We start from the raw sequence: 24900 nt of genomic DNA, 5'->3' as shown, positions 1-24900 counted from the left end.
GATAGAAAAATTTTCTATTTAGGGAACTGTTCGTGCGCTAGCGGCGCATTATTTTGCTATACGTTTAACAAGTCGTAGACTGGAGCATCATCGTGGGTATTTTCTCCTGGATCATTCTCGGATTGATCGCTGGCGTATTGGCGAAATGGATCATGCCCGGTCCGGACCCGGGCGGCTGGATTGTCACTATTGTCATCGGCATTGTCGGCGCCTTTATCGGCGGCTGGGTGGGTTCCCTGGTGGGAATCGGCGGGCCGGTCACGGGTGTCGGCCTCGGTGATATTGTCACTGCCACTATCGGTGCGATTATATTTCTGGCCGTGTACCGCATGCTCAAGCGGCGCAGTCACTGAATTTTTTAAATTTTTAGATACGGTGGGGCTCGCTGCGGAATAAACCGCAGCGGCCGGCAAACAGCATTGTCATTTACGGAATCCGCTGGCTCCGTTCCACGAAATTGGTCGGGACTTATTGCAGAGGTCTGGAAGACCTCTTTATTTGGGGTGGTCAAGTTAACGATAGGGGAGAAACGGCAAGGGGGGAAGTCGAGGGAGCGGCATCCCTGCGCGAAGGATTATGACTCAGGAAAAACTATGGATTTTCGGTTGCGGCGACCTGGGTGCGCGCCTGGCATTGCAGCTGAATCGGCAGGAATACCAAATCTACGGTGTGCGTCGTAATCCGCTGGTGGCCCTGGCTACCAAACGTCGCGCCGACGCTGTCAACTGGCGCCGTGGCGACGCGACGAAACCGGAAAATATCGAGCGGTTGCTCACTGATGGCGCCGATGTGGTGCTGGCTACCTTCACTCCCGATGAGCACACGCAAAGCGGCTATCATCGCGCCTATATCAGTACCGCCACCGCTCTGGCCAAAACCCTGCCCAAGCTGCCGCGCCCACCCCGTCTGTTGATCTGGGTTTCCTCTACCCGCGTCTACGGCCAGTGTGGCGATCAGTGGATCGATGAACAGACCCCGGCCATTCCCAATGGCTTCCAGGGCGATACGCTGCTGGCGGCGGAGGAAATTATCCACAATGCTGTGCCCACAACCTGTGTGGTGCGCTTTGCCGGTATCTACGGCCCCGGCCGCGACCGCCTGTTGTCCCAAGTGCGTGCCGGCCGCTGTGCGCCGCCGACGCCGCCCCAGTACAGCAACCGCATCCACGTCGACGACTGCATCGGTTTCCTGATCCATCTGATGGAAAAGCACAAGCGGGGCTGGGCGCCCGAAAAGCTGTATATCGGAGCGGACTGTTTGCCTGTGCCCATGTACGAACTGCAGCAGTGGTTGGTCAAGACCATGGGTTACACCAGTGCCCACTTGCGGGAAATTGTCGAAACCAGCGAGCGCCGTTCGAAAAAACTCAGCAACAGGCGCATGCTGGAAAGTGGCTATACGATGAAATACCCGGACTACAAGGCCGGTTACAGTGCTCTGCTGAAAACGGAAGGATAGGAAAATGGGCGCGCGGGCAGCGGTCGACCGGAGGGAGAATCCGCCGCCCGCAGGGGAGCGGCGCACCGTTTGGCAGACGCCGGGTGCCGGGGACATCGCCAGGCTGTGTCTGCGGACGGAGCCGCTGGCCACCCTGCCCGTCACCAGCGTACGCGTTACAGTGCGCGCGGTCGGACTCAATTTCGCCGACATCTTCGCCCTCACCGGCCTCTACTCCGCCACGCCGCGTGGTGCCTTTATCCCCGGCCTCGAGTTCGCGGGAGAAGTGTCGGCGGTGGGCGGAGAGGCCTCCGGCTTCTCGCCGGGTGACAGAGTGATGGGGGTGACCCGCTTTGGTGGCTACGCCTCGGTCATCGATTGTGAACCCGACTATTTGATGCCCCTTCCGGACGATTGGGATTTTGCCCAGGGTGCGGCCTGGCCCGTGCAGTCGTTGACCGCCTGGTATGCACTGACCCGGCTGGGCGCCCTGCGCTCCGGTGAGAGGGTTCTGATACACAGCGCCGCTGGCGGCGTCGGATTACAGGCGATGCAGCTGACCCGGGCGCTGGGGGGCAGTCCGGTGGGCACCGTGGGCAGCGAAGACAAAGCGGTGCGGCTTCGCGAGCTGGGGTTCGATGATGTGTTGGTGCGGGAGAAGAACTTCCACCGGCAATTGCAGCGCACAGGGTTGAGTTTTGACTTGGTTCTGGATGCCATCGGCGGCGCGGTGCAAAAGGCCAGTTTCGCAGCGCTCAAACCGATGGGGCGGCTGGTGGTATTTGGCGCCGCTGAATTTACCCCCAGGGGAAAACGTCCGGACTATTTGCGTGCCGCCTGGCGCTATCTGCGCCGTCCCCGCTACGATGTCATGGACATGATCAGCAGCAACCGCTCGGTATTGGCCTTCAATTTGATTTGGCTGTGGGATCGTAAGGACGAGATGCAGTCGCTGCTCGCTGAACTCGGCGATGTGCCTTTGCCACCGCCGCTGGTTGGGCGGCGCTTCCCTTTCGCCGATGCCCACGCCGCCCTGGATTTTCTGCGCTCCGGGCGCTCCGTGGGCAAGGTGGTATTGGAGTGCTGACCGTGTTGCGGACGCGCTACCCTCAGATGACCATTACCGCTTCGGCTTCAAACAGTGCCCCCTTGGGCAGTTCTTTTACGCCCACCGCCGCGCGCGCGGGATAGGGTTCCTCGAAGAATTCCGCCATCACCTCGTTAACTGTGGAAAAGTTGCTGAGATCGGTCAGATAGAGGTTCAGCTTCACAATATGCCCCAGGGAACCGTTGGCCGCTTCGCAGACTGCGCGCAGGTTTTGAAATACCTGACGGGCCTGGGCTGCGAAGTCGCCTTCGACAATTTCCATGCTTTGCGGATCCAGGGGAATCTGTCCGGACAGGTAGACTGTGTTGTCGACCTTGACGGCCTGGGAATAGCTGCCGATAGCTGCCGGGGCTTTGTCAGTCTTGATGACGGCGCGATTGGGCATGAGGTACTCCAGTGCTTTGCCGAAAAAGAAAAGCGGCAAATATAGCGCGCCTGTTCAGGGAATGGGAGGTGGGGGATAAGGCGGCGGAAAGAAAGCGCAAATTTTGCCGACAAATGGCAATTGGCTGGATGCTGTCATAGGTTCCGGCCGGCTCCGACAAAATTTGCCAGGATTTTGGCGGTGGCGGGATAAGCGGTGACAGCGCCATCACGGGCGCGAGATGCGGATCACCGCCGGCAGATTGCGCAGCCGTTTCATCACCCGCGCCAAGTGCACACGGTTGCTGACTTCCAGGGTGAGAGAAATAACGCTGTTGTGGGCATCTTTCTCGTCTACGTGAATCTGCTCGATGCTGGCGCCCTCTTCCGTGATGCGGGTGGCCAGCTGGGCGATAATGCCGCGCTCGGATTCCACTTCCACCCGCACGTCGCCGAGGAACTCGCCCTTTACATCCGGCGACCAGTTGACCAGCATGATGTTTTCCGGGTGCTCGCGGAAATCTATGGTGTTGCGGCAGGTATCCCGGTGTACCACCACGCCTTTACCGGAGCTGATGTGACCGACAATGGTATCGCCGGGAATCGGCCGGCAGCAGCGGGCAAAACTGATCAGCATGCCCTCTTCCGCATCGATGGTTAAGGGTGAAGAAATGTGGCTGGCCTCCGTCTCCTCGCTGCCTTCGGGGGCCAGTAGTTTGGCAGCGGAAAAAGCCACCTTGTTGCCCAGGCCGATTTCCTCCAGCAGCTTCTCCAGCGTGGGCACTTTGTTTTCCTGCAACCCTTTTTGCAGCTGCTCTTCGGTCAGATCTTCGAGGCGAGTGTTGAATTTCCCCAGCGCTTTTTCCAGCAGGCGTCGGCCCAGGGCCACTGAGTCGTGGTGGCGCTGGTGCTTCAGGAAGTGGCGTATGGCACTCCTGGCCTTGGCGGTAACCACAAAATTGAGCCAGTTGGGATTCGGCTGTGCGTTTTTGCGCGTGAGAATCTCCACCTTTTGCCCGCTCTCCAGCGGCTGCGACAGCGGCGCGAGACGCTGGTTGATACGGACCGCGACACAGGAGTTGCCGATATCGGTGTGTACCGAATAGGCGAAGTCCACCGCGGTGGCGCCGGCGGGCAGATCGATAATCTCACCTTTTGGCGTGAAAACGTACACTTCGTCCGGGAACAGGTCGATCTTGACGTTTTCAATAAATTCCAGCGAATTGCCCGCGCGCTGCTGCATCTCCAGCAGCCCCTGCACCCAGCGCCGCGCGCGCACCTGGCTTGTGCCGCCAGTGTTGATCACTTCATCGCCAGAGGCTTTGTAGAGCCAGTGCGCGGCGATGCCGCTGTTGGCCATTTCATCCATTTCCTTGGTGCGTATCTGCACTTCGATGGGTACGCCGTGCATACCCAGCAGCACCGTGTGCAGAGACTGATAACCGTTGGACTTGGGAATGGCGATATAGTCCTTGAACTCGGAGATCACCGGCTTGTACAGGTTGTGCATCACGCCCAGTACGCGGTAACAGGTGTCCACGCTATCGACAATAATGCGGAAGGCGTAGACATCCATGATTTCCTTGAAGGATTTTTTCTTGGCACGCATCTTTTGATAGATGCTGTAGAGGTGCTTTTCGCGGCCGATGACCAGCGCATCTATGCCCTCGCGCTGCAGTCGCAGCTCTATCGCGTTCTGGATTTGTTCCAGCAGCTCCTTGCGGTTGCCGCGCGCTGCCACCAGTGCCGCGCGCAGACGGCTGGCACGCAGTGGGTGGATGGCAAAAAAGGCGCGATCCTCGAATTCGATGCGCACGTCGTTCATACCCAGGCGGTTGGCGATGGGCGCATAGATCTCCAGCGTTTCGCGGGCGATGCGCGCGCGCTTCTGCGGCTTGAGTGCGCCCAGAGTGCGCATGTTGTGCAGCCGGTCCGCAAGTTTGACCAGAATGACACGGATATCCCGCGCCATGGCCAGTGCCATTTTCTGGAAGTTTTCCGCCTGTTTTTCCGCCGGGCTGTCGGTCTCGAACTGGGTCAGTTTGGAGACGCCGTCCACCAGATCTGCCACTTCATCGCCAAACTGTTCCGCCAGCGCAGCCTTGGGAATGCCGGTGTCTTCGATGACATCGTGGAGCATGGCCGCGGCCAGGCTCTGGTGATCCATATGCATGCCGGCCAGTATGGTGGCGACCGCCAGTGGGTGGGTGATGTAGGGCTCGCCGGAGCGCCGTTGCTGGCCGTCGTGGGCTTGCTCCGCGTAGAAATAAGCGCGGCGGACTATCTGGATCTGATTGGGGGGCAGGTATGAGGAGAGGCGGTGGGCCAGACTATCGATGGTGTGCAAAGCCGTGCGCGCCTCTCTTTGCGTTCAAGTCCAAACGAATCAGATGTTCTGCTCGGACAGGTAGGTCGGAGCGGACAGGGATTGCGGTGCCGGGGCCGCCTCCTCTTCCGGTTCGTCGAGGATACTGGCGTCCACCAGGCCCTCTTCGATTTCCCGCAGGGCGATTACCGTGGGCTTGTCATTCTCTTCCGGTACCAGCGGGTCTTTGCCGCCGGTGGCAATCTGACGGGCGCGTTTGCTGCCCACGATGACGAGTTCAAAGCGGTTGTCGACGTGTTGCAGGCAATCTTCAACGGTAATGCGTGCCATAAATTTTCGGTTCCATTAACAGTGCGCAGGCGTTACCTGCGAGGCAATTCGGTACGGATATTCTATCGGACCGAACAGTGTACGCAAATCGAACAGCTGACTCAATGGTGCAGGAGTGCTTCCAACAGCGCGCCGTGGCGCTGTTGTTGGCACTGCAGGCGGCTGCGCTGGGCGGTAACGATCGCGCGCAGCTCGCGCAGCGCTTCGTCGAAGTTGTCGTTGATCACCAGGTAGTCCGCTTCCACATAGTGGGACATTTCGTCGATGGCTTGCGCCATACGCTTTTCAATCACGCTCTGCTCGTCCTGGCCGCGTCCGGTCAGACGCTCGCGGAGCGCCTGCTGGGAGGGTGGCAATATAAAGATGCCGACCGTATCCGGTAACAGACGGCGCACTTGGGCGGCGCCCTGCCAGTCAATTTCGAGAATCACATCTCGACCGCTGGCCAGTGTTTGCTCGACCCACTCCCGCGAGGTGCCGTAAAAGTTGTCGAATACCTGCGCGTGTTCGAGGAAGGCATTCCTGTTCAGCATTTCCACAAATGCATCGCGGTCGACGAAATGGTAGTTGACCCCATCCCGCTCGCCCGGGCGCATGGGTCTGGTGGTGTGGGATACGGACACGGTCACCTGGCTGTCGCTGTCTACCAGCGCTTTCACCAAGCTGGTTTTTCCCGCACCTGAGGGTGCGGACACGGTAAAAAGGGTTCCTGTTTGCACAACTGATCCTGCATCCGGACAAAGGGCGCATTATAACGGATGCAATTGCACGAGGCGGGTAAAAGGCTAAGTCCCGGCCGGTGGGGGGGATGTGTTGGGAGTTTTCAGGAGCGCTCGTACCAACTACTGGTACAGACGCCCCTGAGTCCGGCCGGAACCGCCCTGTGGGAAGGGCCCCCGATCACCACCTACCTCCTGCGACCGGGTTTTGTTCCCTGTTGCTAATCGCTAACGAGGGCGACTCTATCGGCTTTGCTCGTAAAAGCCAACCACCACCAACTCAATGCACTGAGCAAACAATAGATGGCCAGGGTGGCGGACAGGGGTGTCGGCAGCAGTGGCAGGAGTGCAGCCAGGGCTCCGAGGCGGATCAACTCTGCCCCCTTGGCCAGGCGGTGGCCGTCGAGAATACGGCCGTTGACGACCAGACCGAAGGTCAGCGCGAGTACGGTAGTGAGTTGCTGCCAGTAGTCCAGGTGTTGCGCATGCCAGAGCAATGCCAGGGTGGCGGCGGAGTAGCACAGGTGCTGTGCCAGCGCGTAGATGCGCTGGCCGCGGGTGATTTGCGGATCGAACCGTTGGAAGTTGTTTAGGTCGCAGGAAGGCACCGGCATGGCTGCTTCGGCGTCCGCCGGGCGATAGCCGGTGCGGCGAAACCAAAGCGTGAGCTTGTCCCACCAGTTTTTAGTGTGCCAAGCATCCAAAGCCATGCGCTTGTAGTGTTGTAGATTGGCGGCCAGGGGATCGAAACTATTGAGCGGTTTGCGTACCCCGTAGATACACGGCTCTTCTTCCAGCTCCTCCTGATAGGTGCCGAACAGGCGGTCCCAGATGATAAATACCCCGCCGTAATTGCGGTCCACGTAGATCGTGTTCTGAGCGTGGTGCACCCGGTGGTTTGACGGGGTTACGAAGACCCACTCCATCCAGCGCACTTTGGGGAACTTCTGTGTGTGCACCCAGAACTGGTAGATCAGGTCTATGGCGCCAGCGGTGACCACCATTTCCGGGGGAAGGCCGATGGCCAGCAGTGGCATATAAAAGATCCAGCCCACTGGCGGGCCGCCCGCCGGCTGGCGCAGCGCCGTAGTCAGGTTGTAGTCCTCACTCTGATGGTGCACCAGGTGATCGGCCCAAAGGAGATTGATTTCATGCGCGAAGCGGTGTTTCCAGTAGTAGCAAAAGTCATAGGCCACCACCGCCAAAAACAGGTGCCAGATGTTGTCCGCAGACCAATGGAGACCCGCCGCTGCGTAGATGGGCTTCAGCCACTCGTATGCGGGCACGTAGATGGCCAGCAGCAGGCCGGCGCGCACCAGTCCGGAAAGTCGGCTCAGTATGCCGGCACCGAGACTGCCGATGGCGTCGTTCAGCCGGTAAAGACCCCATCCGCGCCAGCGGTCCAGTGCCAGCTCCACCAGAACAGCGATAAGAAAAAAGGGGATAGCGAGGGTGATGAGACTCACGGGTACCTCTTTATTTTGTTATTCGGCCCAATTGCAGGGACTTTGCCACAGCCCCGGGGCGGGCGCCTAGGTGGGAGAGGACGTGATTTTGAAATCCGTTAGGGATTTTTGCGGATGCGAGTGGGTGGGTATTGTTCAAGATGGACGAAGGGCGAGCACTTGGCTCGCCCTTCTGTGCTGAAAACTGCGGAAATATAGTCGCAGTTACAGCAAAAGCTCCGGGTTACTCCGTTGCCTGGGCGTCCAGGGTCACACCGGAGTAGGAGTTGTAGCCGCGGATACTGATATACCAAGTGCCCGCGGAGGGATTGTTGAAACTACAGCTCTCGCTGTTGCCCCAACGGTAGGGGCGGCAATCGTAATTGCTGGTGGTGGGCTGGGCGCCGTAACGCACATAGAGATCGGCGTCCCCACTGCCTCCGGACATCTCTACATTCAGAGAGGACATACCGCTGTTCACCTCCAGGGTGAAGTGCTGCCAGGAGCCCTGACTGCCGGAGAGATTGGTCTCGGTCCAGCCGGTTTCCTCACCGCCGCCGCCACCGTTGTTGCCGCCACCAGCCGCGGCTACCGCTGCCGCAGCGTCGACAATACCGGCGCCGCATTGGCTGCAGGAAGCCGGGAAGCTGCGCGCGGTGCTGGTCAGGATGGACTCAACCTCGCTCGGGGTAATGGTTGGGTCCACCGAGTACAGCAGTGCCGCGGCGCCGGCCACGTGGGGAGCCGCCATGCTGGTGCCCTGATAGTAGGCGTAGTTGTCGCTGCCCGGGCTTTGAGTGCCGCTGTTCAGAGTGGACAGCACACCGTTGCTGGATACCGAGGTATCGCCGCCGGGGGCCGCCACATCGACCACACTGCCGTAGTTGGAGTACCAGGCCCTGCCACCGGAGCGGTCCACGGAGGCGACGGTGATCACACCGGAGCAGCTGGCGGGCGTGTAATTGCCGGCATTGGCGCCGGAGTTCCCCGCGGCCACCACTACTGTGGCGCCGAGGCTGCGCGCAGTGTTTATTGCATTCTGGGTGGTGGTGCCGCAGCTGCCGCTGCCGCCCAGGCTGAGGTTCAATACCTGCGCCGGGTTGGGGTTGCTGGGCACGCCGCTGACGCTGCCGCCCGCGCCCCAGATAATGGCATCGGCGATATCCGAGGTGTAACCACCACAGCGGCCCAGAACGCGGATGGGCACTACCTTGGCCTTGTAGGCCACGCCGGCGACGCCGGTGCCGTTGTTGGTGACAGCCGCTATAGTGCCGGCCACATGGGTGCCGTGCCAACTGCTGTTGGTGGCCGGTGAGCCGGAGTAGCAGGCATTTGCGGGCGCCCAGTCACCGGGGTCACTGGGATCGCTGTCGCGGCCGCCGCCGTCCTGGGCCACGGTGGAATCAGAAATCATGTCATAGCCGGGCAAAATATTGTCCACCAGATCCGCATGCGGCCGGTAGCCGGTGTCGATCACTGCCACTACGACGCCTTCCCCCTGCGTGGTGTCCCAGGCCGAGGGCAGGTTCAGGCCAGCGGCGGACTCGAAATAATGCCACTGCTGGTTGTAGTAGGTGTCGTTGGGAATGGCCATGGGCTGCAGAAGCAAGTCCGGTTCCGCGTACTCGACGTTCGGGTCTTGTTGAAGACGGCTGATAATCTCCGCCAGCTCGGCTCCGCCTTTATGCTTATTCAGACGCATCAACTGTGCGCCGGTGGCCAAGCGCCGCATGTGACGCAATTCAGTGCCCGCCAGGCGCGAGGCATTTTCCATTGCGGTTTGAGACATGCTGGAAGCCATGCTCAACTGCGACGTGTTTTTATATTTGACAATGATGCGGTCAGTGACTGGTTGCGCGCTCATACTCATGGGCGCGGCCGCGGGGTTGCTGGTTTCCACCGCGTGGGCCGTGAAAGGACCCGCGCATAATAGAGTGACCGCACTTAACAGCGCGGATTTTTGCACGAGGTTTTTTAAGGGTGATTTCATTGTTGCCATAATCTCCTTTGTTATTGTTTTGAACGCGACCGCCAATTGCCCGCAGCGCGCCGTTTTACTTCCTGTATCCCGCCTACCGTTTTACTTTTGAACAATCAAAAATTATTGCCCAAAGAGTGGTTTCTCGTGTGCCGACGAATACTGCTGCCGATACGCTTAGCGACAGATTTAGACGGGAAAGACTCAATGTCACAAAAGGATAATAATCCTAATGCTTTCCTTTAACGGAAATATGATTCTATCCCTCAGTTTTTTTTGGGGATAACTCTTTGAATTTGGCGCCAAAATGCTATTTCTTGGAGAACATTTGTGCAGCATGGCTTCCAAAGTGAGAACCAAATCTCAATTAGAAAAAGTTGTTTGGTTGTGCACCACTATGGAGCAACGTTGTTCACAAGTGTTAAGCGTTATGAAAATATTTCTTTTGGTGAAAAAGTTCGCGGTAAAAATACGAGTAAACATGCGGATGAATGGCTGATAAATGCTATTTGGCCTGCGAATAATCCGCCTGAAAAAACGCAAATAGTTGGAGAGGGATTTCGACTTTATTGGATAGGGATCTCGGCTTTTATAAATTTCCACTCCATTGCCTGAGCACCGCTGCATCATCGACAGCGCTCAGGCGAATTTATCAAGGCTTACTTAAAAAAACAGAAACGTGGCGTACCCTGCAATGATTGCCATGGCAAATACCACGGTGACAAAGGCCACCAGAAGCCTGAACTTAAACAGTGAACGCAAAAGGATAAGCTCTGTCAGACTGGCACCGGCACTGCCAATAATCAATGCCAATACCGCGCCCGCGCCCACACCTTTGGTCATCAGCGCTGCGGCCAGCGGTATGACGGCACTGGCACGGATATACAGTGGCACACCGATGACCGCTGCAATCGGGATCGCGAAAGAATTGTCCGGCCCGGCATATTCCTCCAACAACCCAGTGGGCATAAAGCCATAGATTACGCTGCCAATGGAGATGCCAATCAATAAATAGGGCAGAACATCCACAAAGTCTGACCAGGCCTCCTGCCACAAACCGCTGTATTTACCTTCTTTATCGATGGCGACGGCCGCAGAGGGTGAATCGCCACAGCAGCCGTTAGATGTTGTGGCCGGCGCGCTCTCACAACAGCCGCCGCTAGATGTTGTGGTCGGCGTGCTCCCGCAACAGCTTCCGTCGCCAGTGTAGGCAGCCGGCTCGGCGCTACAGTCAGACGACCCGCAGCCCGCAGATTCTTTGCCTGTGTCACTGCGGATATAGCGCTCAAACCCCAGCGTTTGCAGCAGCCAGCCGGCTCCGAGCGAAACCCCGAAAGCCGCCACTACGTAGATAGCCGTGAGCGTCAAACCGAAGGTGGCGATCAACAGGCCGACCACAATCGGGTTCAGCAGTGGCGAAGCGAACAAAAACACCATCATCGGCCCGAAACCGGCCCGCGCCCGGATCAAACCCTTCAACATCGGAATGGTCGAGCAACTGCAAAACGGCGTAATCGCCCCCAGGCCCGCCGCCAGAAAATAACTTCTGCGCCGGCTGGCACTCAGCAAGGCTTCCACCTTAGATGGCGGAATATGCCGCTGAAGCATCCCTACCAACAGACTAATGCCAATAAATAGTGTCGACAGTTCGACAGCGAGAAAGGCAAACATGCCCAAGGTATCTTGCAGTTGCGGTGACATCGATCGCTCCCATATTTCTAGATTTATCGAAATATAGGCAAGCCTAGCTTGTCATTTCGGCGTGTGTCAACCATAATTCTAGAAATTTAGAAATGTTGGTCAGAAGTATGTACATGGATCACGAAGAGGCGGCCGCCAGCTTGGCCGAACTGGGGAACAGTCACCGACTGGCGGTATTCCGCTTTTTGGTCAAAGCCGGCCACCGCGGCGCCGCCGTCGGCGAAATCCAGCAAGCGTTGGGCATTCCCGCTTCAACCCTGTCGCACCACCTGTCGCGTATGGCCAAGGTGGGCCTGATCCGCCAGGAAAAACACAGCCGCACTATTATCTGCATACCCGAATACCAGCACTTGGAAAGCTTGATTGGTTTTCTGAAGGAGGAGTGTTGTGTGGGGGTGTCGGGAGGGCTTGACTCGAAGTAGGTATCCCGCTGAGTTTCAAAGTGGCGAGGTAATTATGCAGTAGAAAAGAACACTAATTTGTTGGTACATGCGAAGCCAATATGCGGAGAAGTTTCAAGGTTTGCTATCTCCAGAGAGTGTATTTTATTTTGTGAAGCTTGATTCAATTACCGTTTACGAACGGGCTTTTTTCCCGGCGCGTTGACGAAGAAACTTTCAGAAACTCCCACGGCGACGGCGGTAACCAATGGTTACCCCCGGGTGTAATCGTCCTGGAGGTGCTGGATAAGCACTGGGATGCAGTGGTGAAAGACTGTGTGACTGAATCAGGCGCAGATGGGGCTGCTCCAAACGCCCAGCCCAGTTCCGGCAGAGGGCCACTCAAGTACTGAAGAGCCATCTGGTAAAAGGCTAAACCCTGAAGCAGAAGCGCCTGCAGGAAACCCTGCGCCGCTACAACAACCGTGCGATTGAAACAGCGTAGGTTAAGAAGAGTTCATTGCCATGGCTAAGGAGTTTCTGGCGGAGAAAGAACGGGACGCACCCAATCCAGAACTGCACTTTCGTTGTTGGGCTGAGCTTGGACGAGGTTGCCTTCTACGACGCCCAGGCCAACAACGAAAGTGCAGTGCGGGAACTGGGAGGCGAGATTCTAAAAAAATTGCCGTGGAAATTGCTGAAAGCCTGCGCAAATACCCACCGGACAAAGCGCCGGAAGCAGTGGAGATAGTGCTGCAGCAGGCGGAAGTTCTGTCGAACAGTTGGAGCAGTGGTGTGTCTGCTTCTACTCTATATTCTGTACCTGCTCCCGCATCTGCTCAATTAACACCTTGAGCTCCACCGCCGCCTGGGTGGTGTCGGTAACCACGGATTTGGATGACAGGGTGTTGGCCTCGCGGTTGAATTCCTGCATCAGAAAATCCAGTCGCCGCCCGATGGCGCCGCCGCCGGCGAGGACGCGACGGGTTTCCGTAATGTGAGCATCCAGGCGGTCCAATTCTTCGTCCACGTCGGCTTTTTGTGCCAGCAAGACTATTTCTTGTTCCAGCCGGTCCTGATCCAGTTCGGCAAGCAGTTCTTCGAGCCGTGCGCGCAGTTTTTCCCGCTGGGCCTCCAAAATCTGCGGCAGCAGCGCGCGCACGTCGGCGACTTGTTTCTCGATATTATCCAGGCGCGCTTCGATAAATTTGCGCAGTTCCGCGCCTTCCCGCTCACGGTTGGCGTTGAGCTGTGCCAATGCTTCGCCGAAGGCCTGAAGAATCGCGGCGCTCTGCTGTTCGCTATCTGTCTCTGATTCAGTGATCACGCCCGGCCACTGCAGTAGTTGCAGGGGGTTGATCGGTGCGCAATTGCCGCCGGCGGAGACTTGTTCTGCGGCGCGCAACAGTGCTGCTACCAGCGGCTGGTTGATCTCCAGGCCCGCCGTTTCCGCGTTGCTGGGCTTAAGGGTCAGGGTGAGTTCCAGTTTGCCGCGGGAGAGTGTCTTGCGCAGTGTTTCGCGCAATTGGGTTTCCAGCGGACGCGCGGTCTCGGGAAGGCGGAAATGGGGTTCCAGGTAACGGTGGTTGACCGAGCGCAGTTCCCAGGTGGCAGTGCCGGTGCCGTAGGAGGCTTCCGCACGACCGAAGGCGGTCATACTGCGTACTTTGTCGTTCACCCTGGCCATGCGTGTTCCCCCTGGAAAATATGTTCTGCCAGACTTAATCGGCCGGGCATCATAGCACACGGAATCCGATTGTCTGGCCGGGGGTTATAATGCCGGGCTTTGAGCTTACAAAGAGGTGATCTATGCAGCGTCCCAGTGGCCGCGGGCCGGCGCAAATGCGTTCTGTCCGTATTACCCGCAACTATACCCGCCATGCGGAGGGTTCGGTGTTGGTAGAATTTGGCGATACCAAGGTGCTGTGCAACGCGTCTGTAGCGGACGAGGTGCCGCGCTTTTTGCGCGGCCAGGGCAGCGGCTGGATTACCGCGGAGTATGGCATGCTGCCCCGCTCCACCGGTTCGCGCATGCCTCGCGAGGCGGCCAAGGGCAAGCAGAGTGGCCGCACAGTGGAAATTCAGCGCTTGATCGGCCGCTCGCTGCGCGCGGCAGTGGATTTGCAATCGCTGGGTGAAAATCAGATTACGCTGGATTGCGATGTGATACAGGCGGACGGCGGCACCCGCACCGCGGCCATCACGGGGGCCTGTGTCGCCTTGGTGGATGCGCTGCGCTACATGCAGCGGGAGAAAATCATCACCACGGACCCGCTGAAGAACCTGGTAGCAGCTGTGTCCGTAGGCATTTACGACGGCGAGCCAGTGCTGGACCTGGATTACCCGGAGGACAGCAACGCTGATACCGATATGAACCTGGTGATGGCGGAAGACGGCGGCATGATCGAAGTACAGGGCACAGCCGAGGGAGAGCCTTTCACCGAAAAGCAGTTCGCGCAGATGCTGGCTTTGGGTAAAGCGGGAATAGACGAGTTAATCGCTATTCAGCGGGCCGTGCTCGCGGAGTAAGTCTCTTCTGGCCGGTGATCGGGTGCATCGGGCCGCGCCCGATCGCCCGTCACCATTACATCTCGGGTCAAACTTCCAGGTCGTAATCCATAATGACCGGCAGGTGACTGCAGAAGTCGACATTTTTGTTGATGGCGCCGTACTCGATGCGGTTTTTCAATGAGGGCGAGACCACTTGCATATCGGTGCGCCAGCCATCTCCCTGGCCGATTTTGCCGCTCGGCCACCAGGTGAATTCGTCGGCATCCTTCACCACCTTGCGAAAGGCATCCACATAGCCGATGTCGTTGAACAGCTGGTCCAGCCAGCGCTGTTCGTGGCGCATAAAACCGGGGGTGTCCTGATGGTCCTGCCAGTTCTGCACGTCGGCGCGGCGGTGGGCCATGCCCCAGTTGCCGCAGAAAATAAAGTCGCGGCGTTTGCGGCTGATCTTGACCAAGTGCGCCTGCATGTCGTCGAAGAACTGCACTTTCTTTTCCAGAGATGCTTCGTCGGTGGCCACCGGTGCCAGCAGGGAGCCGACGCTGAGGCGTTCGAAGTCAGCCTGCAAGTAGCGGCCGTACATGTCTTCGCCATTGGCGAATCCCATACCGAAGATAATCGCCTTCGGTTGGCTGCGGGTATAGATGGCGACACCGTTTTCGTGCGGCGTACCGGAATCGAAAAAGTAGCTGTAATAGCCGTCGGGGTGGAACACGGGGTGATCCAGCTCCGGCTCCAGGGAGCGCAGATCTTGCAGGCAGATGATATCCGCGTCCTGCTCGGCCAGCCAATCGTAGAGGCCGCGTTGTGCCGCCTGATGAACGCCGTCTACCGACAGACTCACTATTCGCATTATTAGCCCCTTACCAGCGGACTGTGTATGATTACTAACATTATTACTACCAGTCTCCGACAGATCTCTGCGGAGAAGTCTCCCTTCACCTTAGCCAATAGATATTAATTTTCCATGCAGCAGTATCAGCGCGATTTTATCCAACTAGCCCTGGATCATCAGGTGCTTTGTTTCGGTGATTTCACCCTGAAGTCCGGTCGCCGGAGCCCCTATTTCTTCAATGCCGGCCGATTCCACACAGGCGCCGCGCTAGCGGCGCTGGGACAGGCCTACGCCGAAGCGATACTCGCCTCTGGAGTTGAATTTGATGTCATTTTCGGGCCGGCCTACAAGGGTATACCGCTGGGTGCGGTGACTGCCGTGGCGCTGGCAAAGAAAGGTGTGGACAAACCCTTCTGTTACAACCGCAAGGAGGCCAAGGATCACGGTGAAGGCGGAACCTTAGTAGGTGCGCCGCTTGTTGGCAAGGTTTTGATTATCGATGATGTGATTACCGCCGGCACTGCGGTACGTGAAGTGATGCAGATCATCAGCGAGCAGGGCGCCGAGGCGGCCGGTGTGGTCATCGGGCTGAACCGCCAGGAGAGGGCCGGTGAAGACTGTGAACTCTCCGCTATTCAGAAGGTTGAGCAACAGTACAATATTCCGGTAATCAGCATCGTGCAGCTGGACCATATCATCAGCTATCTGAAAGAGCAGTCGCAGGATAGCGGCACGGTGAAAAAGATCGAGGACTACCGCCAGCGTTACGGCGCTGCCGCACAGTGATACCGGAATAGCAGGCACATCTGACCCAGCAGCGAGAAGTGCGATGAAAGTCGCTTCCCCTTCAAAATCCTTAGCCGCGGCCCTGTTGATCAGCGCCCTGCTGCCCTCAGCTTCCACTCAGGCACAGCCGGGCGGGGAGATTGAGGGCAAGGTGCTCTACCGCTACACGGACGAGAATGGCGTCCGTGTACTCGACGATAAGGTGCCGCCGCGCTATGTGGCCAAGGGCTACGAGATACTGAGCCTCTCCGGCCGCGTCCTCAAAGTAGTGCCGCCACAGTTGAGCGGCGAGGAACTGGCCGAGCAGAAGCGCCTCGAAGAGCAGCGGGAGGTGGATCGCCAGCTGCTGAAACGTTACAACAGCGTTGCCGATATCGAGAGCGCCCGTGCCCGCAAGCTGGCGATCGTCGAGCAGGATATGGCGATTATGCGCTCCAACATTGCCAGTCTCGGCCGGCAGATAGAGCAGGAAGAGGCGGCGGCCGCGCGCATCCAGCGCCAGGGCCGCGAAGTGGCGCCCGGGCTGCTGGAGCGCATTGCCGATCTGCGCGAGGAAGTAGCCGTATTGAAGGAGCGCCTGAGCCGTCGGGAGGCAGAGGCGGTGGAGATCAACAGAGAGTTCGACAAGGCCGCGGCACGCTATGCGGAGATCGCGCGTCAGTAATAAGTGCCGGGTTACCGGCTTTTATACCAGCGCCGTTTCACGGAAGAAACCCGCCGTCAGCACCGGCCACTGCTCGGACCAGTACTCTGTGGGTTTGCGTTTGAAGCCGCTGCGCACGTACTGAATGATGCGCCCTTCGGCACTGGCCAGCAGCAGGTTGGCGGCGGCGCCGAGAGGAAGCGCCGGGCGCAGCTGTTCGCGCAATTCCGCTTCCCGCAATATCTGCTTCATTTGGGTTTCCAGCCGGTCGAAGAACTGCAGTATACGCCCGTGTAGTCGCTCGGTTTCCCCGGTCAGCGCGTCGCCAGTGAGCAGGCGGGTGATGCCCGGATTGCGTTCACAGAAAGCCAGCAACAGGTGCAGTATCTTTTGGCAGCGGCCAAGGGCCGCAGGCTCTTCCTGCAGTATCAGGGAGATGCGGCTGAACACCGTTTCCTCAATAAATTCGATCAACCCCTCGAACATTTTTGACTTGCTGGGAAAGTGGCGGTAAAGCGCCGCTTCGGAAAAGCCCACTTCCTTGGCCAGGGCCGCGGTGGTAATGCGTGCTCCAGGGCTGGCCTCCAACATATGTGCCAGGGCTTGGAGAATTTGTTGACGGCGGTTGATCTTTTCGCTGCTCATTCGCTGCCTTGTTGTTATGCGTTCAAAGCGCAGTTCGCATAGGCTGCCGGAGGGGCGCTCTCCGGAACCCGGGTTAGAAAAGCGCGGGAATCCTACCGGTTCGCCCTGCCCGCTTCAATTGTTAATCCGCTTGCTCCGCATTGGCGGAGTTGGTGATCAGGGTGCCCACGCCGCTGTCGGTAAATATTTCCAGCAGTACTGCGTGGGGGACTCGGCCATCGATAATATGCGCCGATGTGACGCCGGCCTTGACCGCATCCAGGGCGCAGGCAATCTTCGGCAGCATGCCGCCGTAGATGGTGCCGTCGGCGATGAGCCCGTCAACCTGCAGGGTGCTGAGGCCGGTGAGCACCTTGCCGTTTTTATCCTGTAGGCCGGCAACGTTGGTCAGCAGCATCAGCTTTTCCGCTTGCAGGTACTCGGCGATTTTTCCTGCCACCAGGTCGGCGTTGATATTGTAAGAGGCGCCGTCCCTGCCCACGCCGATGGGGGCGATGACGGGAATAAAATCGCCTCTGATCAGCATGTCGATGACATCGGTGTTGACGCTCTCCACTTCGCCTACGTGGCCGATGTCGATAATTTCCGATGCGTGCAGGCCGGCGGCCTCGTTTTTGATCTTGAGCTTTTTCGCCTTGATCAGCAGGCCGTCTTTGCCTGTTACCCCGACGGCGCGCCCGCCGTTCTTGTTGATCAGATTGACGATCTGCTTATTCACGGTGCCACCGAGGACCATTTCCACCACGTCCATGGTTTCGCTGTCGGTGACACGCATACCGTCAATAAAGCGGGATTCGATGTTGAGCTTCTGAAGCAGTTCGCCGATTTGCGGCCCGCCGCCGTGCACCACGACCGGGTTCATTCCCACAAGCTTCATTAGGATAATGTCGCGGGCAAAACTGTTTTGCAGTGTCTCATCCACCATTGCATTGCCGCCGAACTTGACCACGATGGTCTTACCAGTGAAACGCTGGATATAGGGCAGCGCTTCGTTCAGAACCTGGGCGATGCGCAGTGCGGATTTACTATCGAGTGACATAAAAATTAGTTCCTAATCTACAGACAGGCTTCCCTGTGCGGGGCTGCGGTTGCAACGCTTATAGAAGTTCCCAATTGGGCACGGCCAGTTTCGGGTCCACTTTTTTTAATTCGGCCATCACCAGCTTGCGGATGCGCTCAAGGGCATCCTCCGTTTCCGCCTCAAAGCGCAGTGTCAGCGCGGCGCCGGTATTGGAGGCGCGCACCAACCCCCAGCCATCGGCGTACTCCAGCCGCAGACCGTCAATGTCGTTGACATCGGCATCTCCGAAATTGCCTTGAGTCTTGAGTTTTTCAATCAATGCGAATTTATCCCCTTCTTCTACTTCCAGCAGTATCTCCGGGGTGCTGGTGAACTGGGGCAGTGAATCGAGCAGTTCGTCCAGGCTCTGTTCGCGCAGGGCCATAATTTCGAGGATGCGGGCGGCCGCGTAGATGCCGTCGTCAAAACCGAACCAGCGATCTTTGATAAAAATGTGCCCGGAGAGCTCGCCGCCGAGAATAGCGCCGGTCTCCAGCATCTTGGTTTTCATCGGTGCGTGGCCGGTTTTCCACATTATGGGGCGGCCGCCATACTGGCTGATCAGCTGTGCCAGAGCGCGGCTGCTTTTTACATCGAATACGACGCTTTCCCCCGGGTTGCGCGCCAGAATGTCGCGGGCCAGTAACATTACCAGCTGATCCGGCCAGGCGATGCGGCCGGAAGCGGACACCAGTGTGACGCGGTCGCCGTCGCCGTCAAGGGCGACGCCAAGGTCCGCGCCCGTTTCCCGGACTTTGTCGATCAGTGCCCGCAGGTTTTCCGGGCGCGAGGGGTCCGGCGCGTGGTTGGGAAAGTTGCCGTCGATTTCGCAGAACAGCGGCGTCACGGCGCAGCCCAGCTGTTCAAAAAGCCGCGGCGCCAGCAATGAGGTGGCGCCGTTGCCGGCGTCTATCACCAGGTGCGGCTGTCCAGCCAGGGCCACGTCGTTAAAAATGGTGTCGATGTAGTTTTCCTTGATGTCTTGCTCGCGGTTGCTGCCCCGGCCGCTCTTGAAGGGTCCCTTTTGCATCAATTGGTGCAACTTTTTCAGCTTGTCTTCCGCCAGAGGCCGGCCTTTGAGAATAATCTTGAAACCGTTGTATTCCGCCGGATTGTGGCTCGCGGTCACCATGACACCGCTGCTGGTGTTTTTACCTTTGGCACAGGCGAAATAGAGCAGCGGAGACGGCACCAGCCCCAGGTTCACGCTGTTGCAGCCACTGTCGAGAATACCTTCCACCAGGCAATTGCTAAGCAGCTCGCTGCTGTTGCGACCGTCGCGGCCCACCAACAGCAGGTCTCCGCCCATATGCTGGACCAGGGTGCCGAGAACGCGCCCCAGCTGATAGGCGAAAGGCTCGTTAATCTCTTTCTCGGCAATGCCGCGGATATCGTAGGCGCGGAATACATGGGCCGGGAAATCCATTTCGGTCATCAGGTCAGACTTTTGCGGCGCAGTGCTCCTCTGTTGCGGTTCTGATTTCGAGCGGGGCGCTTCATCGGGCACTGCCGTCACCGCCTGGGGAATAGGGCCACTGGGAATAGCGGCGAGGGACTCGGTCTGCTGCGGTTCCGGGGCATCGGTGCCGTCACCGGCTTTTTTATTGCTCCTCTCCCAGGGCGCCTTGCTGTCGCGGGGCATAAAACGCAGCAGTAGCAGTAGAGAGATTATCAGGCCCGCGAGCGCGGCAAAATAAACCCAGCGGGCAGATATACCGTTGGCTTTGGCAAAGGCTGGAGAGGGCTTGAACTCTATGGTCAGGTAGCTGCCGCCAACTTTGGCGCTGGACGCCGTGCCGCTGCCCTGCCCTGTTTGCCACAGGGTCTGTGGCGGGCCGTCGGGAAATTTTTGCACCAATTGCAGGTGTCCCTTGCCTTTGTCGAGTTTTTTCAGTGTGTCTTCAAAAGCGGTAAAGGGTTGTGTGACCAGTAACAGTTTGTCCTGCTGGGAAATAGCTCTGTGCAGCTGCCAGCTGTTGTTTTCGCCGGTGCGCAGAAATTCCGCCGGCTGCCCGGTTTTTCGTTGTGTGCGTTTGAGCAGATCCACCAGGGCAAAATTCAGGCGGGGATCGCTACCCGCACCGACGCGCAGTTGGTCGGCGGCAAAAGCCTGGACAGTGGCGCCCGGCAGTGCCGCGCTTTGCAGCGGGCCTTCATCTGCGCTGATGGTTTGCAGTTCCCGTGCCTGCGCGGCCAGGTTTTGTTGCAATTTCGCCGCGTGCGCTTGCACCTCCCGCTGTGCGGCCTGCGCTACTTGCCGGGCGCTGCGGGGGGCGATGATGTTCGCTTCAATATAGTAGGCGCCGCCCAGCCAGGCAGCGACTGCCAGCAGGGCCGGTAGCAGCAGGCCGCGATGAAACAGAGATTTGAAATCAGTCTTGTTGCGTGATGCCACGGTGCTTTTCAATAACCTCTCGGTTGCGCGGTTGTTATTGGGGCGATTATTCCTGCGCGGGGGCGCGGGCGGCGATCATGGCGATCAGCTGATCTGCCAGTTCAGTTTTCAGAGTCGGCGGTAAGGTCTCACAGCCAGAGGAATCAATAATGGTAACGGTGTTGCGATCGCTGTTGAAACCGGAGTCCGCGGCGCTGACATCGTTGGCGATGATCATGTCGAGATTTTTACGCGTCAGTTTGTCCTGCGCGTGTTCGATGACTTTTTCGGTCTCCGCGGCAAAGCCAACGGTAAAGGGACGCGAGTCGGTACGCGCGGCGATACCGGCGACAATGTCCGGGTTTTTGACCAGGGCCAGCGTCTCCTCTCCTCTGTCCGCCTTCTTTTTGATTTTCTGTTGTGCCACAGCCTGCGGGCGATAGTCCGCTACGGCGGCAGCGGCGATAAATATATCGCAGTGGTCGGCGGCGCGCTCAGCCGCGTCGCGCATCTCCAGGGCGCTGACCACGTCCACACGCCTGACACCTTCGGGGGTGGGGAGATTTACCGGGCCGGCGATCAGTGTGACCTCGGCGCCGGCGCGCTGTGCCGCGGCGGCCAGGGCAAAGCCCATTTTGCCGGAGCTATGGTTGGAGAGGAATCGGACCGGATCCAGGGCCTCCCGGGTGGGGCCGGCGGTAACTGCCACTCTCCTGCCGACCAGGGTTCGGTTGAGGTGGAACAGCGCTTCGGTCTCAGCTGCCAGCGTTTCCGGTTCCAGCATGCGACCGGGTCCCTCGTCACCGCAGGCCTGACTGCCGGCGGCGGGGCCCCAGAAAAGCGCACCGCGGTTGCGCAATGTCTGCACATTGGCTGCCGTGGCCGGATGGCGCCACATGGCCTGGTTCATCGCCGGGGCCAGGGCAAGTCTGGCTGTACTGGCGAGACACAAGGTGGAGAGCAGATCGTCGGCTATGCCCGCGGCGAGCTTGGCCAATATCTGCGCGCTGGCGGGCGCGATCAGTATCAGTTCCGCCCATTTGGCCAGCTCGATATGGCCCATGGCCGCCTCGGCTGCCGGGTCCAGCAGATCTGTATGCACCGGGTTGCCGGACAGTGCCTGAAAGGTCAGCGGCCTTACGAATTCCTGGGCACCGGCCGTCATCACCACCCGCACATCTGCCCCCAGCTCCTTGAGGCGGCGCACCAGTTCGGCGCTCTTGTAGGCGGCGATACCACCGCTGATGCCCAGCAGTATGTGTTTGTCGGCCAGGGAAGACATAGGCGCTGTTTCCGAAGTTGAAAGAGCGGGTAAGATTAGCATTTATGCGCCCGTTGGTACCAAGGCCGGGGGCGGAACAAGCGTTACTTCAGGGAGGAAGGTATGCGAATTACAGACTGGCCGGCTGCGGAGCGGCCGCGGGAAAAACTACTGCAGCGCGGGGCCGAGGCGCTTTCAGACGCGGAGCTGTTGGCGATCTTTCTGCGCACGGGGGTGGCCGGGATGTCGGCGGTGGATTTAGCGCGCCGCTTGTTGGCGGATTTTGGCGGTCTGCGGCCGCTGCTGGAGGCGGAACGGGAGGAGTTCTGCCGCGGCAAGGGCCTCGGCGATGCCAAGTATGTGCAGTTGCAGGCGGTGTTGGAAATGGCGCGCCGCCATCTGGCGGAGACCCTGCAGCGCAGCGATGCCCTGTGCAGCCCCGGCGCGGTCCGCGATTACCTCTCTGCGCATTTGCGCCATCGCAGGCGTGAAGTTTTCTGTTGCCTCTATCTGGACAGTCAGCACCGGGTGATCGCCTTCGAAGAACTGTTTGAGGGCACTCTAAACGCCGCCAGCGTCTACCCGCGAGAGGTGGTGCAGGCCGCGTTGCACAAGGGGGCCGCGGCCGTCATTCTGGCCCACAATCACCCCTCCGGTATCAGTGAGCCCAGCCAGGCGGATGTCCTGATCACCGAGCGCCTGTCCCAGGCGCTGGCACTGGTGGATATCAAGGTGCTTGACCATATGATTGTCGGCGAGGGAGAGGCGCTGTCGTTTGTCGAACAGGGGCTGCTTTAGGGAACCTGTGAGCCATCCGCTCGCCCGGCCCCGCAGAGGACAATGCGCTGTATAAAACTTGCCCCACAAGGGCTCTTCTGGTATAAAACGCCGCTCTTTGCGGCCGGGCCAGATTCTGAACAGTTTCCGCCGCCGCCCAGGAACCGGATTAGAATCCCGAATTTGATGTCCCCGCATCCCCTGACGCGGGCTCGAGAGAGTTTTGAAGAGGCCAACATGTCCAAGGTATGTCAGGTAACCGGTAAGCGCCCGGTCACCGGTAACAATGTATCCCACGCCAAGAACCGTACCAAGCGCCGCTTTGTGCCCAATCTGCACAGCCACCGCTTTTGGGTGGAATCCGAGAAGCGTTTTGTGAAGCTGCGGGTTTCCGCCAAGGGTATGCGCGTTATCGATAAAAAAGGTATCGATGCCGTGCTGAGCGAGCTGCGCGCCCGCGGCGAAAAAGTGTAACCGGCGGAGAGCCGCTGAGAGATCGGAGACAGAACAATGCGTGAGAAGATTCGTCTGAACAGCAGTGCCGGCACCGGCCACTTCTACACCACCACCAAGAACAAGCGCACCATGCCGGAAAAAATGGAGATCAAGAAATACGATCCCGTTGTCCGCAAGCATGTGATTTACAAGGAAGGCAAGATCAAGTAATCGCCTTGCTTAAATCGTTTGTGAAAAAGCCCGGAGTTTCCCGGGCTTTTTTGTTGGCAGCTTTCGGGGGCCGAGTAGATGCCTGAATTACCCGAAGTGGAAACCACCCGCCGCGGCCTGGCCCCGCACCTGGAAGGTCACAGGGTAGATTCCGTCAAGGTGCGGCAGCGCCAGCTGCGCTGGGCGGTGGAAAAAGGTCTTGAAAAGTGCATAGTCGGCGCAAAAATTCTGCGCCTGGAGCGCCGCGCCAAGTATCTGCTGGTGCACACGGAGCGCGGCTGCGCCATCTGGCACCTGGGGATGTCCGGCAGTCTGCGGCTGGTGGGCGCCGAAGTGCCGCCGGAAAAGCACGACCATATCGACTGGGTGTTGGATAGCGGCCTGGTCCTCCGCTACCGGGACCCGCGCCGTTTTGGTGCCCTGTTGTGGACCGAATCGGACCCCACCAGCCACCAGCTTCTCGCCCACCTCGGGCCGGAACCCCTGTCGGACAATTTCAGCGGTGACCATCTGTTTGCTGCCTCCCGCGGGCGTCGCCAATCGGTGAAGACCCTGATTATGGACGGGCGCATCGTTGTTGGCGTCGGCAATATTTACGCGAGTGAGTCGCTCTTCCTCGCTGGTATACGCCCGGACAGAATTGCCGGCACGATTTCCCGCGCCCGCTATCGGCGCCTGGCGGATGCCATCCGACAGGTGTTGGCGCGGGCCATCGAACAGGGTGGTACCACTCTGCGCGACTTTATCGGCGGCGACGGCCAGCCCGGTTACTTTGCGCAAGAACTCAATGTCTACAGTCGCACTGGCCTGCCCTGCCCCCGCTGCGGGCGACCGGTGCGCGATATGGTGCTCGGCCAGCGCAATACCTTTTTTTGCAGAAATTGCCAGCGCTGAGGCGCGCCGGGCACTGGCGCCGTCCTTTCTATACTGTTCACAAAGCCAAAAGCCGCGGAGGGGCCATGAAACTTGTCTGGCTGATCTGTGCCGCCGCACTGCTCGTCGCGTGCGGTCGCCCTGAGCCACCGGCAGGTGAAGGTGGCGGCCCCGCTGCTGAATTGCCAAGCGGGCAGTTGCAGGAACGGCCGCTGGAACTGCCCGGTGTCGAGCGGGCGGTGGATCTGCGCGCTGGGCGCAGCCCCGAGGACTATGTGCGGGCGGTGGCAGACTTTATGCGCGACAACCCGGACTTGCAGGTCATCGTGGGTAAGGGGTGGGACGCCGCTGCTTTCGGTACGGCGCGGCCGCACAAAGCACTGTTGGACCAAGTCAGCGACTTTGTGCCCATAGTGCTGATTTCCCGCGACCATATGAGCATCTGGACCAATTCCGAAGGCCTTGCGGCCGCGGGAATTAACAGCGATACCCCCAACCCCGAGGGCGGTGTAATCGAGAAGGACGAAAACGGCCTCGCTATTGGGGTATTGAGGGGTAGGAGTGCCGTGGCACTACTGGAAAAAATTATTCCCCGCGCCGCTGACGCCCAGCCTGAGTCCAACAATACCCAGAGGAATCCAGCCGACACGCAGTGAGCGGGAGATTGCTGATGCCCCCTGCA

General features: G+C 58.9%; 27 protein-coding genes. 14 read left to right on the top strand and 13 right to left on the bottom strand.

The window, feature by feature from the left end; translation table 11 throughout:
• Positions 1-92: 92 nt before the first annotated feature.
• The 3 genes from BM155_RS06085 (at position 93) to BM155_RS06075 (ending at position 2524) form a co-directional block, all read left to right on the top strand.
• The gene (locus tag BM155_RS06085) at positions 93-353 is read left to right on the top strand and encodes a GlsB/YeaQ/YmgE family stress response membrane protein (protein WP_067156921.1); all 261 of its coding nucleotides are present in this window, start codon (positions 93-95) and stop codon (positions 351-353) included.
• A 223-nt stretch (positions 354-576) separates the two neighbouring features.
• Positions 577-1458: an NAD-dependent epimerase/dehydratase family protein gene (locus BM155_RS06080; protein ID WP_067156918.1), complete on the top strand. Its 882-nt coding sequence runs from the start codon at positions 577-579 to the stop codon at positions 1456-1458.
• 4 nt (positions 1459-1462) lie between these two features.
• Complete coding sequence (locus tag BM155_RS06075; protein ID WP_067156915.1) at positions 1463-2524, top strand: zinc-binding dehydrogenase; 1062 nt, start codon at positions 1463-1465, stop codon at positions 2522-2524.
• A gap of 22 nt (positions 2525-2546) precedes the next feature.
• Here the strand turns inward: BM155_RS06075 and BM155_RS06070 are convergent, their stop codons facing one another.
• The 6 genes from BM155_RS06070 to BM155_RS06045 all read right to left on the bottom strand — a co-directional run bounded on the left by BM155_RS06070 (position 2547) and on the right by BM155_RS06045 (position 9718).
• On the bottom strand, positions 2547-2930 hold the full coding sequence (locus BM155_RS06070; protein WP_067158184.1) for a RidA family protein: 384 nt from the start codon (positions 2928-2930) through the stop codon (positions 2547-2549).
• A 207-nt stretch (positions 2931-3137) separates the two neighbouring features.
• Positions 3138-5255 carry a bifunctional GTP diphosphokinase/guanosine-3',5'-bis pyrophosphate 3'-pyrophosphohydrolase gene (spoT, locus tag BM155_RS06065; protein ID WP_067156912.1) on the bottom strand — a complete coding sequence of 706 codons (2118 nt, stop codon included), beginning with the start codon at positions 5253-5255 and terminating at the stop codon, positions 3138-3140.
• A gap of 39 nt (positions 5256-5294) precedes the next feature.
• A complete protein-coding gene (gene rpoZ, locus BM155_RS06060; protein WP_067156909.1) occupies positions 5295-5564 on the bottom strand; it encodes a DNA-directed RNA polymerase subunit omega in 270 nt (89 codons plus the stop codon).
• Between the two features lie 101 nt (positions 5565-5665).
• The gene (gene gmk / locus BM155_RS06055; protein ID WP_067156906.1) at positions 5666-6283 is read right to left on the bottom strand and encodes a guanylate kinase; all 618 of its coding nucleotides are present in this window, start codon (positions 6281-6283) and stop codon (positions 5666-5668) included.
• Positions 6284-6504: 221 nt separating this feature from the next.
• Complete coding sequence (locus BM155_RS06050; protein ID WP_074901725.1) at positions 6505-7749, bottom strand: sterol desaturase family protein; 1245 nt, start codon at positions 7747-7749, stop codon at positions 6505-6507.
• Positions 7750-7972: 223 nt separating this feature from the next.
• Positions 7973-9718: a S8 family peptidase gene (locus tag BM155_RS06045; protein WP_074901722.1), complete on the bottom strand. Its 1746-nt coding sequence runs from the start codon at positions 9716-9718 to the stop codon at positions 7973-7975.
• Between the two features lie 318 nt (positions 9719-10036).
• Here BM155_RS06045 and BM155_RS16980 point away from each other — a divergent pair, with 318 nt between their 5' ends.
• A complete protein-coding gene (locus BM155_RS16980; protein ID WP_139223161.1) occupies positions 10037-10321 on the top strand; it encodes a hypothetical protein in 285 nt (94 codons plus the stop codon).
• Between the two features lie 48 nt (positions 10322-10369).
• On the opposite strand, the gene BM155_RS06040 is transcribed toward BM155_RS16980, so the two are convergent.
• Entirely contained in the window at positions 10370-11407 is a 1038-nt protein-coding gene (locus BM155_RS06040; RefSeq protein WP_074901720.1) for a permease, read from the bottom strand.
• A gap of 92 nt (positions 11408-11499) precedes the next feature.
• Between BM155_RS06040 and BM155_RS06035 the strand changes: the two genes are divergently transcribed.
• Together BM155_RS06035 and BM155_RS17775 are read left to right on the top strand one after the other, a co-directional pair.
• A complete protein-coding gene (locus BM155_RS06035; RefSeq protein ID WP_437180634.1) occupies positions 11500-11829 on the top strand; it encodes an ArsR/SmtB family transcription factor in 330 nt (109 codons plus the stop codon).
• A 478-nt stretch (positions 11830-12307) separates the two neighbouring features.
• Positions 12308-12538: a type I restriction enzyme endonuclease domain-containing protein gene (locus BM155_RS17775; protein WP_074901717.1), complete on the top strand. Its 231-nt coding sequence runs from the start codon at positions 12308-12310 to the stop codon at positions 12536-12538.
• 54 nt (positions 12539-12592) lie between these two features.
• Here the strand turns inward: BM155_RS17775 and BM155_RS06025 are convergent, their stop codons facing one another.
• Complete coding sequence (locus BM155_RS06025) at positions 12593-13474, bottom strand: YicC/YloC family endoribonuclease (protein ID WP_067156891.1); 882 nt, start codon at positions 13472-13474, stop codon at positions 12593-12595.
• Between the two features lie 122 nt (positions 13475-13596).
• Between BM155_RS06025 and rph the strand changes: the two genes are divergently transcribed.
• Entirely contained in the window at positions 13597-14316 is a 720-nt protein-coding gene (gene rph / locus BM155_RS06020) for a ribonuclease PH (RefSeq protein ID WP_067156888.1), read from the top strand.
• 67 nt (positions 14317-14383) lie between these two features.
• On the opposite strand, the gene BM155_RS06015 is transcribed toward rph, so the two are convergent.
• Entirely contained in the window at positions 14384-15151 is a 768-nt protein-coding gene (locus BM155_RS06015; RefSeq protein WP_067156885.1) for an exodeoxyribonuclease III, read from the bottom strand.
• A 114-nt stretch (positions 15152-15265) separates the two neighbouring features.
• Between BM155_RS06015 and pyrE the strand changes: the two genes are divergently transcribed.
• Together pyrE and BM155_RS06005 are read left to right on the top strand one after the other, a co-directional pair.
• Positions 15266-15919 (top strand): orotate phosphoribosyltransferase, encoded by a 654-nt coding sequence (pyrE, locus tag BM155_RS06010; protein WP_067156883.1) that lies wholly within the window; start codon positions 15266-15268, stop codon positions 15917-15919.
• A 43-nt stretch (positions 15920-15962) separates the two neighbouring features.
• Positions 15963-16583: a hypothetical protein gene (locus BM155_RS06005; protein WP_067156881.1), complete on the top strand. Its 621-nt coding sequence runs from the start codon at positions 15963-15965 to the stop codon at positions 16581-16583.
• Positions 16584-16604: 21 nt separating this feature from the next.
• Here BM155_RS06005 and slmA read toward each other — a convergent pair whose 3' ends face one another.
• From slmA to coaBC, 4 genes are all read right to left on the bottom strand, one after another.
• On the bottom strand, positions 16605-17207 hold the full coding sequence (gene slmA, locus BM155_RS06000) for a nucleoid occlusion factor SlmA (RefSeq protein ID WP_067156879.1): 603 nt from the start codon (positions 17205-17207) through the stop codon (positions 16605-16607).
• 121 nt (positions 17208-17328) lie between these two features.
• Complete coding sequence (argB, locus tag BM155_RS05995; RefSeq protein WP_067156877.1) at positions 17329-18246, bottom strand: acetylglutamate kinase; 918 nt, start codon at positions 18244-18246, stop codon at positions 17329-17331.
• A gap of 58 nt (positions 18247-18304) precedes the next feature.
• Positions 18305-20662 carry a phosphomannomutase/phosphoglucomutase gene (locus BM155_RS17530; RefSeq protein WP_074902011.1) on the bottom strand — a complete coding sequence of 786 codons (2358 nt, stop codon included), beginning with the start codon at positions 20660-20662 and terminating at the stop codon, positions 18305-18307.
• Positions 20663-20708: 46 nt separating this feature from the next.
• Complete coding sequence (gene coaBC / locus BM155_RS05985) at positions 20709-21923, bottom strand: bifunctional phosphopantothenoylcysteine decarboxylase/phosphopantothenate--cysteine ligase CoaBC (RefSeq protein WP_074901715.1); 1215 nt, start codon at positions 21921-21923, stop codon at positions 20709-20711.
• A gap of 102 nt (positions 21924-22025) precedes the next feature.
• Between coaBC and radC the strand changes: the two genes are divergently transcribed.
• The 5 genes from radC to BM155_RS05960 all read left to right on the top strand — a co-directional run bounded on the left by radC (position 22026) and on the right by BM155_RS05960 (position 24874).
• Positions 22026-22700, top strand: coding sequence for a RadC family protein (gene radC, locus BM155_RS05980; protein WP_067156868.1), 675 nt, complete (start codon positions 22026-22028; stop codon positions 22698-22700).
• A 216-nt stretch (positions 22701-22916) separates the two neighbouring features.
• On the top strand, positions 22917-23153 hold the full coding sequence (gene rpmB / locus BM155_RS05975) for a 50S ribosomal protein L28 (RefSeq protein ID WP_067158178.1): 237 nt from the start codon (positions 22917-22919) through the stop codon (positions 23151-23153).
• 36 nt (positions 23154-23189) lie between these two features.
• A complete protein-coding gene (rpmG, locus tag BM155_RS05970; protein ID WP_067156865.1) occupies positions 23190-23345 on the top strand; it encodes a 50S ribosomal protein L33 in 156 nt (51 codons plus the stop codon).
• Positions 23346-23423: 78 nt separating this feature from the next.
• Positions 23424-24239 (top strand): bifunctional DNA-formamidopyrimidine glycosylase/DNA-(apurinic or apyrimidinic site) lyase, encoded by an 816-nt coding sequence (gene mutM, locus BM155_RS05965; RefSeq protein WP_074901712.1) that lies wholly within the window; start codon positions 23424-23426, stop codon positions 24237-24239.
• 65 nt (positions 24240-24304) lie between these two features.
• Positions 24305-24874 (top strand): amidohydrolase family protein, encoded by a 570-nt coding sequence (locus BM155_RS05960; RefSeq protein ID WP_139223160.1) that lies wholly within the window; start codon positions 24305-24307, stop codon positions 24872-24874.
• Positions 24875-24900 lie beyond the last annotated feature (26 nt).

The sequence above is a fragment of the Microbulbifer thermotolerans genome (genome assembly GCF_900112305.1).
GTDB lineage: Bacteria > Pseudomonadota > Gammaproteobacteria > Pseudomonadales > Cellvibrionaceae > Microbulbifer > Microbulbifer thermotolerans.
This window is presented reverse-complemented; position numbering and strand designations above follow the sequence as displayed.

Excerpts from the sequence above, each read along its gene's own strand:
- BM155_RS06080 (WP_067156918.1), top strand. The coding sequence starts at position 577 with ATGACTCAGGAAAAACTATGGATTTTCGGTTGCGGCGACCTGGGTGCG.
- BM155_RS06075 (WP_067156915.1), top strand. The coding sequence starts at position 1,463 with ATGGGCGCGCGGGCAGCGGTCGACCGGAGGGAGAATCCGCCGCCCGCA.
- BM155_RS06070 (WP_067158184.1), bottom strand. The coding sequence starts at position 2,930 with ATGCCCAATCGCGCCGTCATCAAGACTGACAAAGCCCCGGCAGCTATC.
- rpoZ (WP_067156909.1), bottom strand. The coding sequence starts at position 5,564 with ATGGCACGCATTACCGTTGAAGATTGCCTGCAACACGTCGACAACCGC.
- BM155_RS06045 (WP_074901722.1), bottom strand. The coding sequence starts at position 9,718 with ATGAAATCACCCTTAAAAAACCTCGTGCAAAAATCCGCGCTGTTAAGT.
- BM155_RS06040 (WP_074901720.1), bottom strand. The coding sequence starts at position 11,407 with ATGTCACCGCAACTGCAAGATACCTTGGGCATGTTTGCCTTTCTCGCT.
- BM155_RS06035 (WP_437180634.1), top strand. The coding sequence starts at position 11,500 with ATGTTGGTCAGAAGTATGTACATGGATCACGAAGAGGCGGCCGCCAGC.
- BM155_RS06025 (WP_067156891.1), bottom strand. The coding sequence starts at position 13,474 with ATGGCCAGGGTGAACGACAAAGTACGCAGTATGACCGCCTTCGGTCGT.
- rph (WP_067156888.1), top strand. The coding sequence starts at position 13,597 with ATGCAGCGTCCCAGTGGCCGCGGGCCGGCGCAAATGCGTTCTGTCCGT.
- BM155_RS06015 (WP_067156885.1), bottom strand. The coding sequence starts at position 15,151 with ATGCGAATAGTGAGTCTGTCGGTAGACGGCGTTCATCAGGCGGCACAA.
- pyrE (WP_067156883.1), top strand. The coding sequence starts at position 15,266 with ATGCAGCAGTATCAGCGCGATTTTATCCAACTAGCCCTGGATCATCAG.
- BM155_RS06005 (WP_067156881.1), top strand. The coding sequence starts at position 15,963 with ATGAAAGTCGCTTCCCCTTCAAAATCCTTAGCCGCGGCCCTGTTGATC.
- slmA (WP_067156879.1), bottom strand. The coding sequence starts at position 17,207 with ATGAGCAGCGAAAAGATCAACCGCCGTCAACAAATTCTCCAAGCCCTG.
- argB (WP_067156877.1), bottom strand. The coding sequence starts at position 18,246 with ATGTCACTCGATAGTAAATCCGCACTGCGCATCGCCCAGGTTCTGAAC.
- coaBC (WP_074901715.1), bottom strand. The coding sequence starts at position 21,923 with ATGTCTTCCCTGGCCGACAAACACATACTGCTGGGCATCAGCGGTGGT.
- radC (WP_067156868.1), top strand. The coding sequence starts at position 22,026 with ATGCGAATTACAGACTGGCCGGCTGCGGAGCGGCCGCGGGAAAAACTA.
- rpmB (WP_067158178.1), top strand. The coding sequence starts at position 22,917 with ATGTCCAAGGTATGTCAGGTAACCGGTAAGCGCCCGGTCACCGGTAAC.
- rpmG (WP_067156865.1), top strand. The coding sequence starts at position 23,190 with ATGCGTGAGAAGATTCGTCTGAACAGCAGTGCCGGCACCGGCCACTTC.
- mutM (WP_074901712.1), top strand. The coding sequence starts at position 23,424 with ATGCCTGAATTACCCGAAGTGGAAACCACCCGCCGCGGCCTGGCCCCG.
- BM155_RS05960 (WP_139223160.1), top strand. The coding sequence starts at position 24,305 with ATGAAACTTGTCTGGCTGATCTGTGCCGCCGCACTGCTCGTCGCGTGC.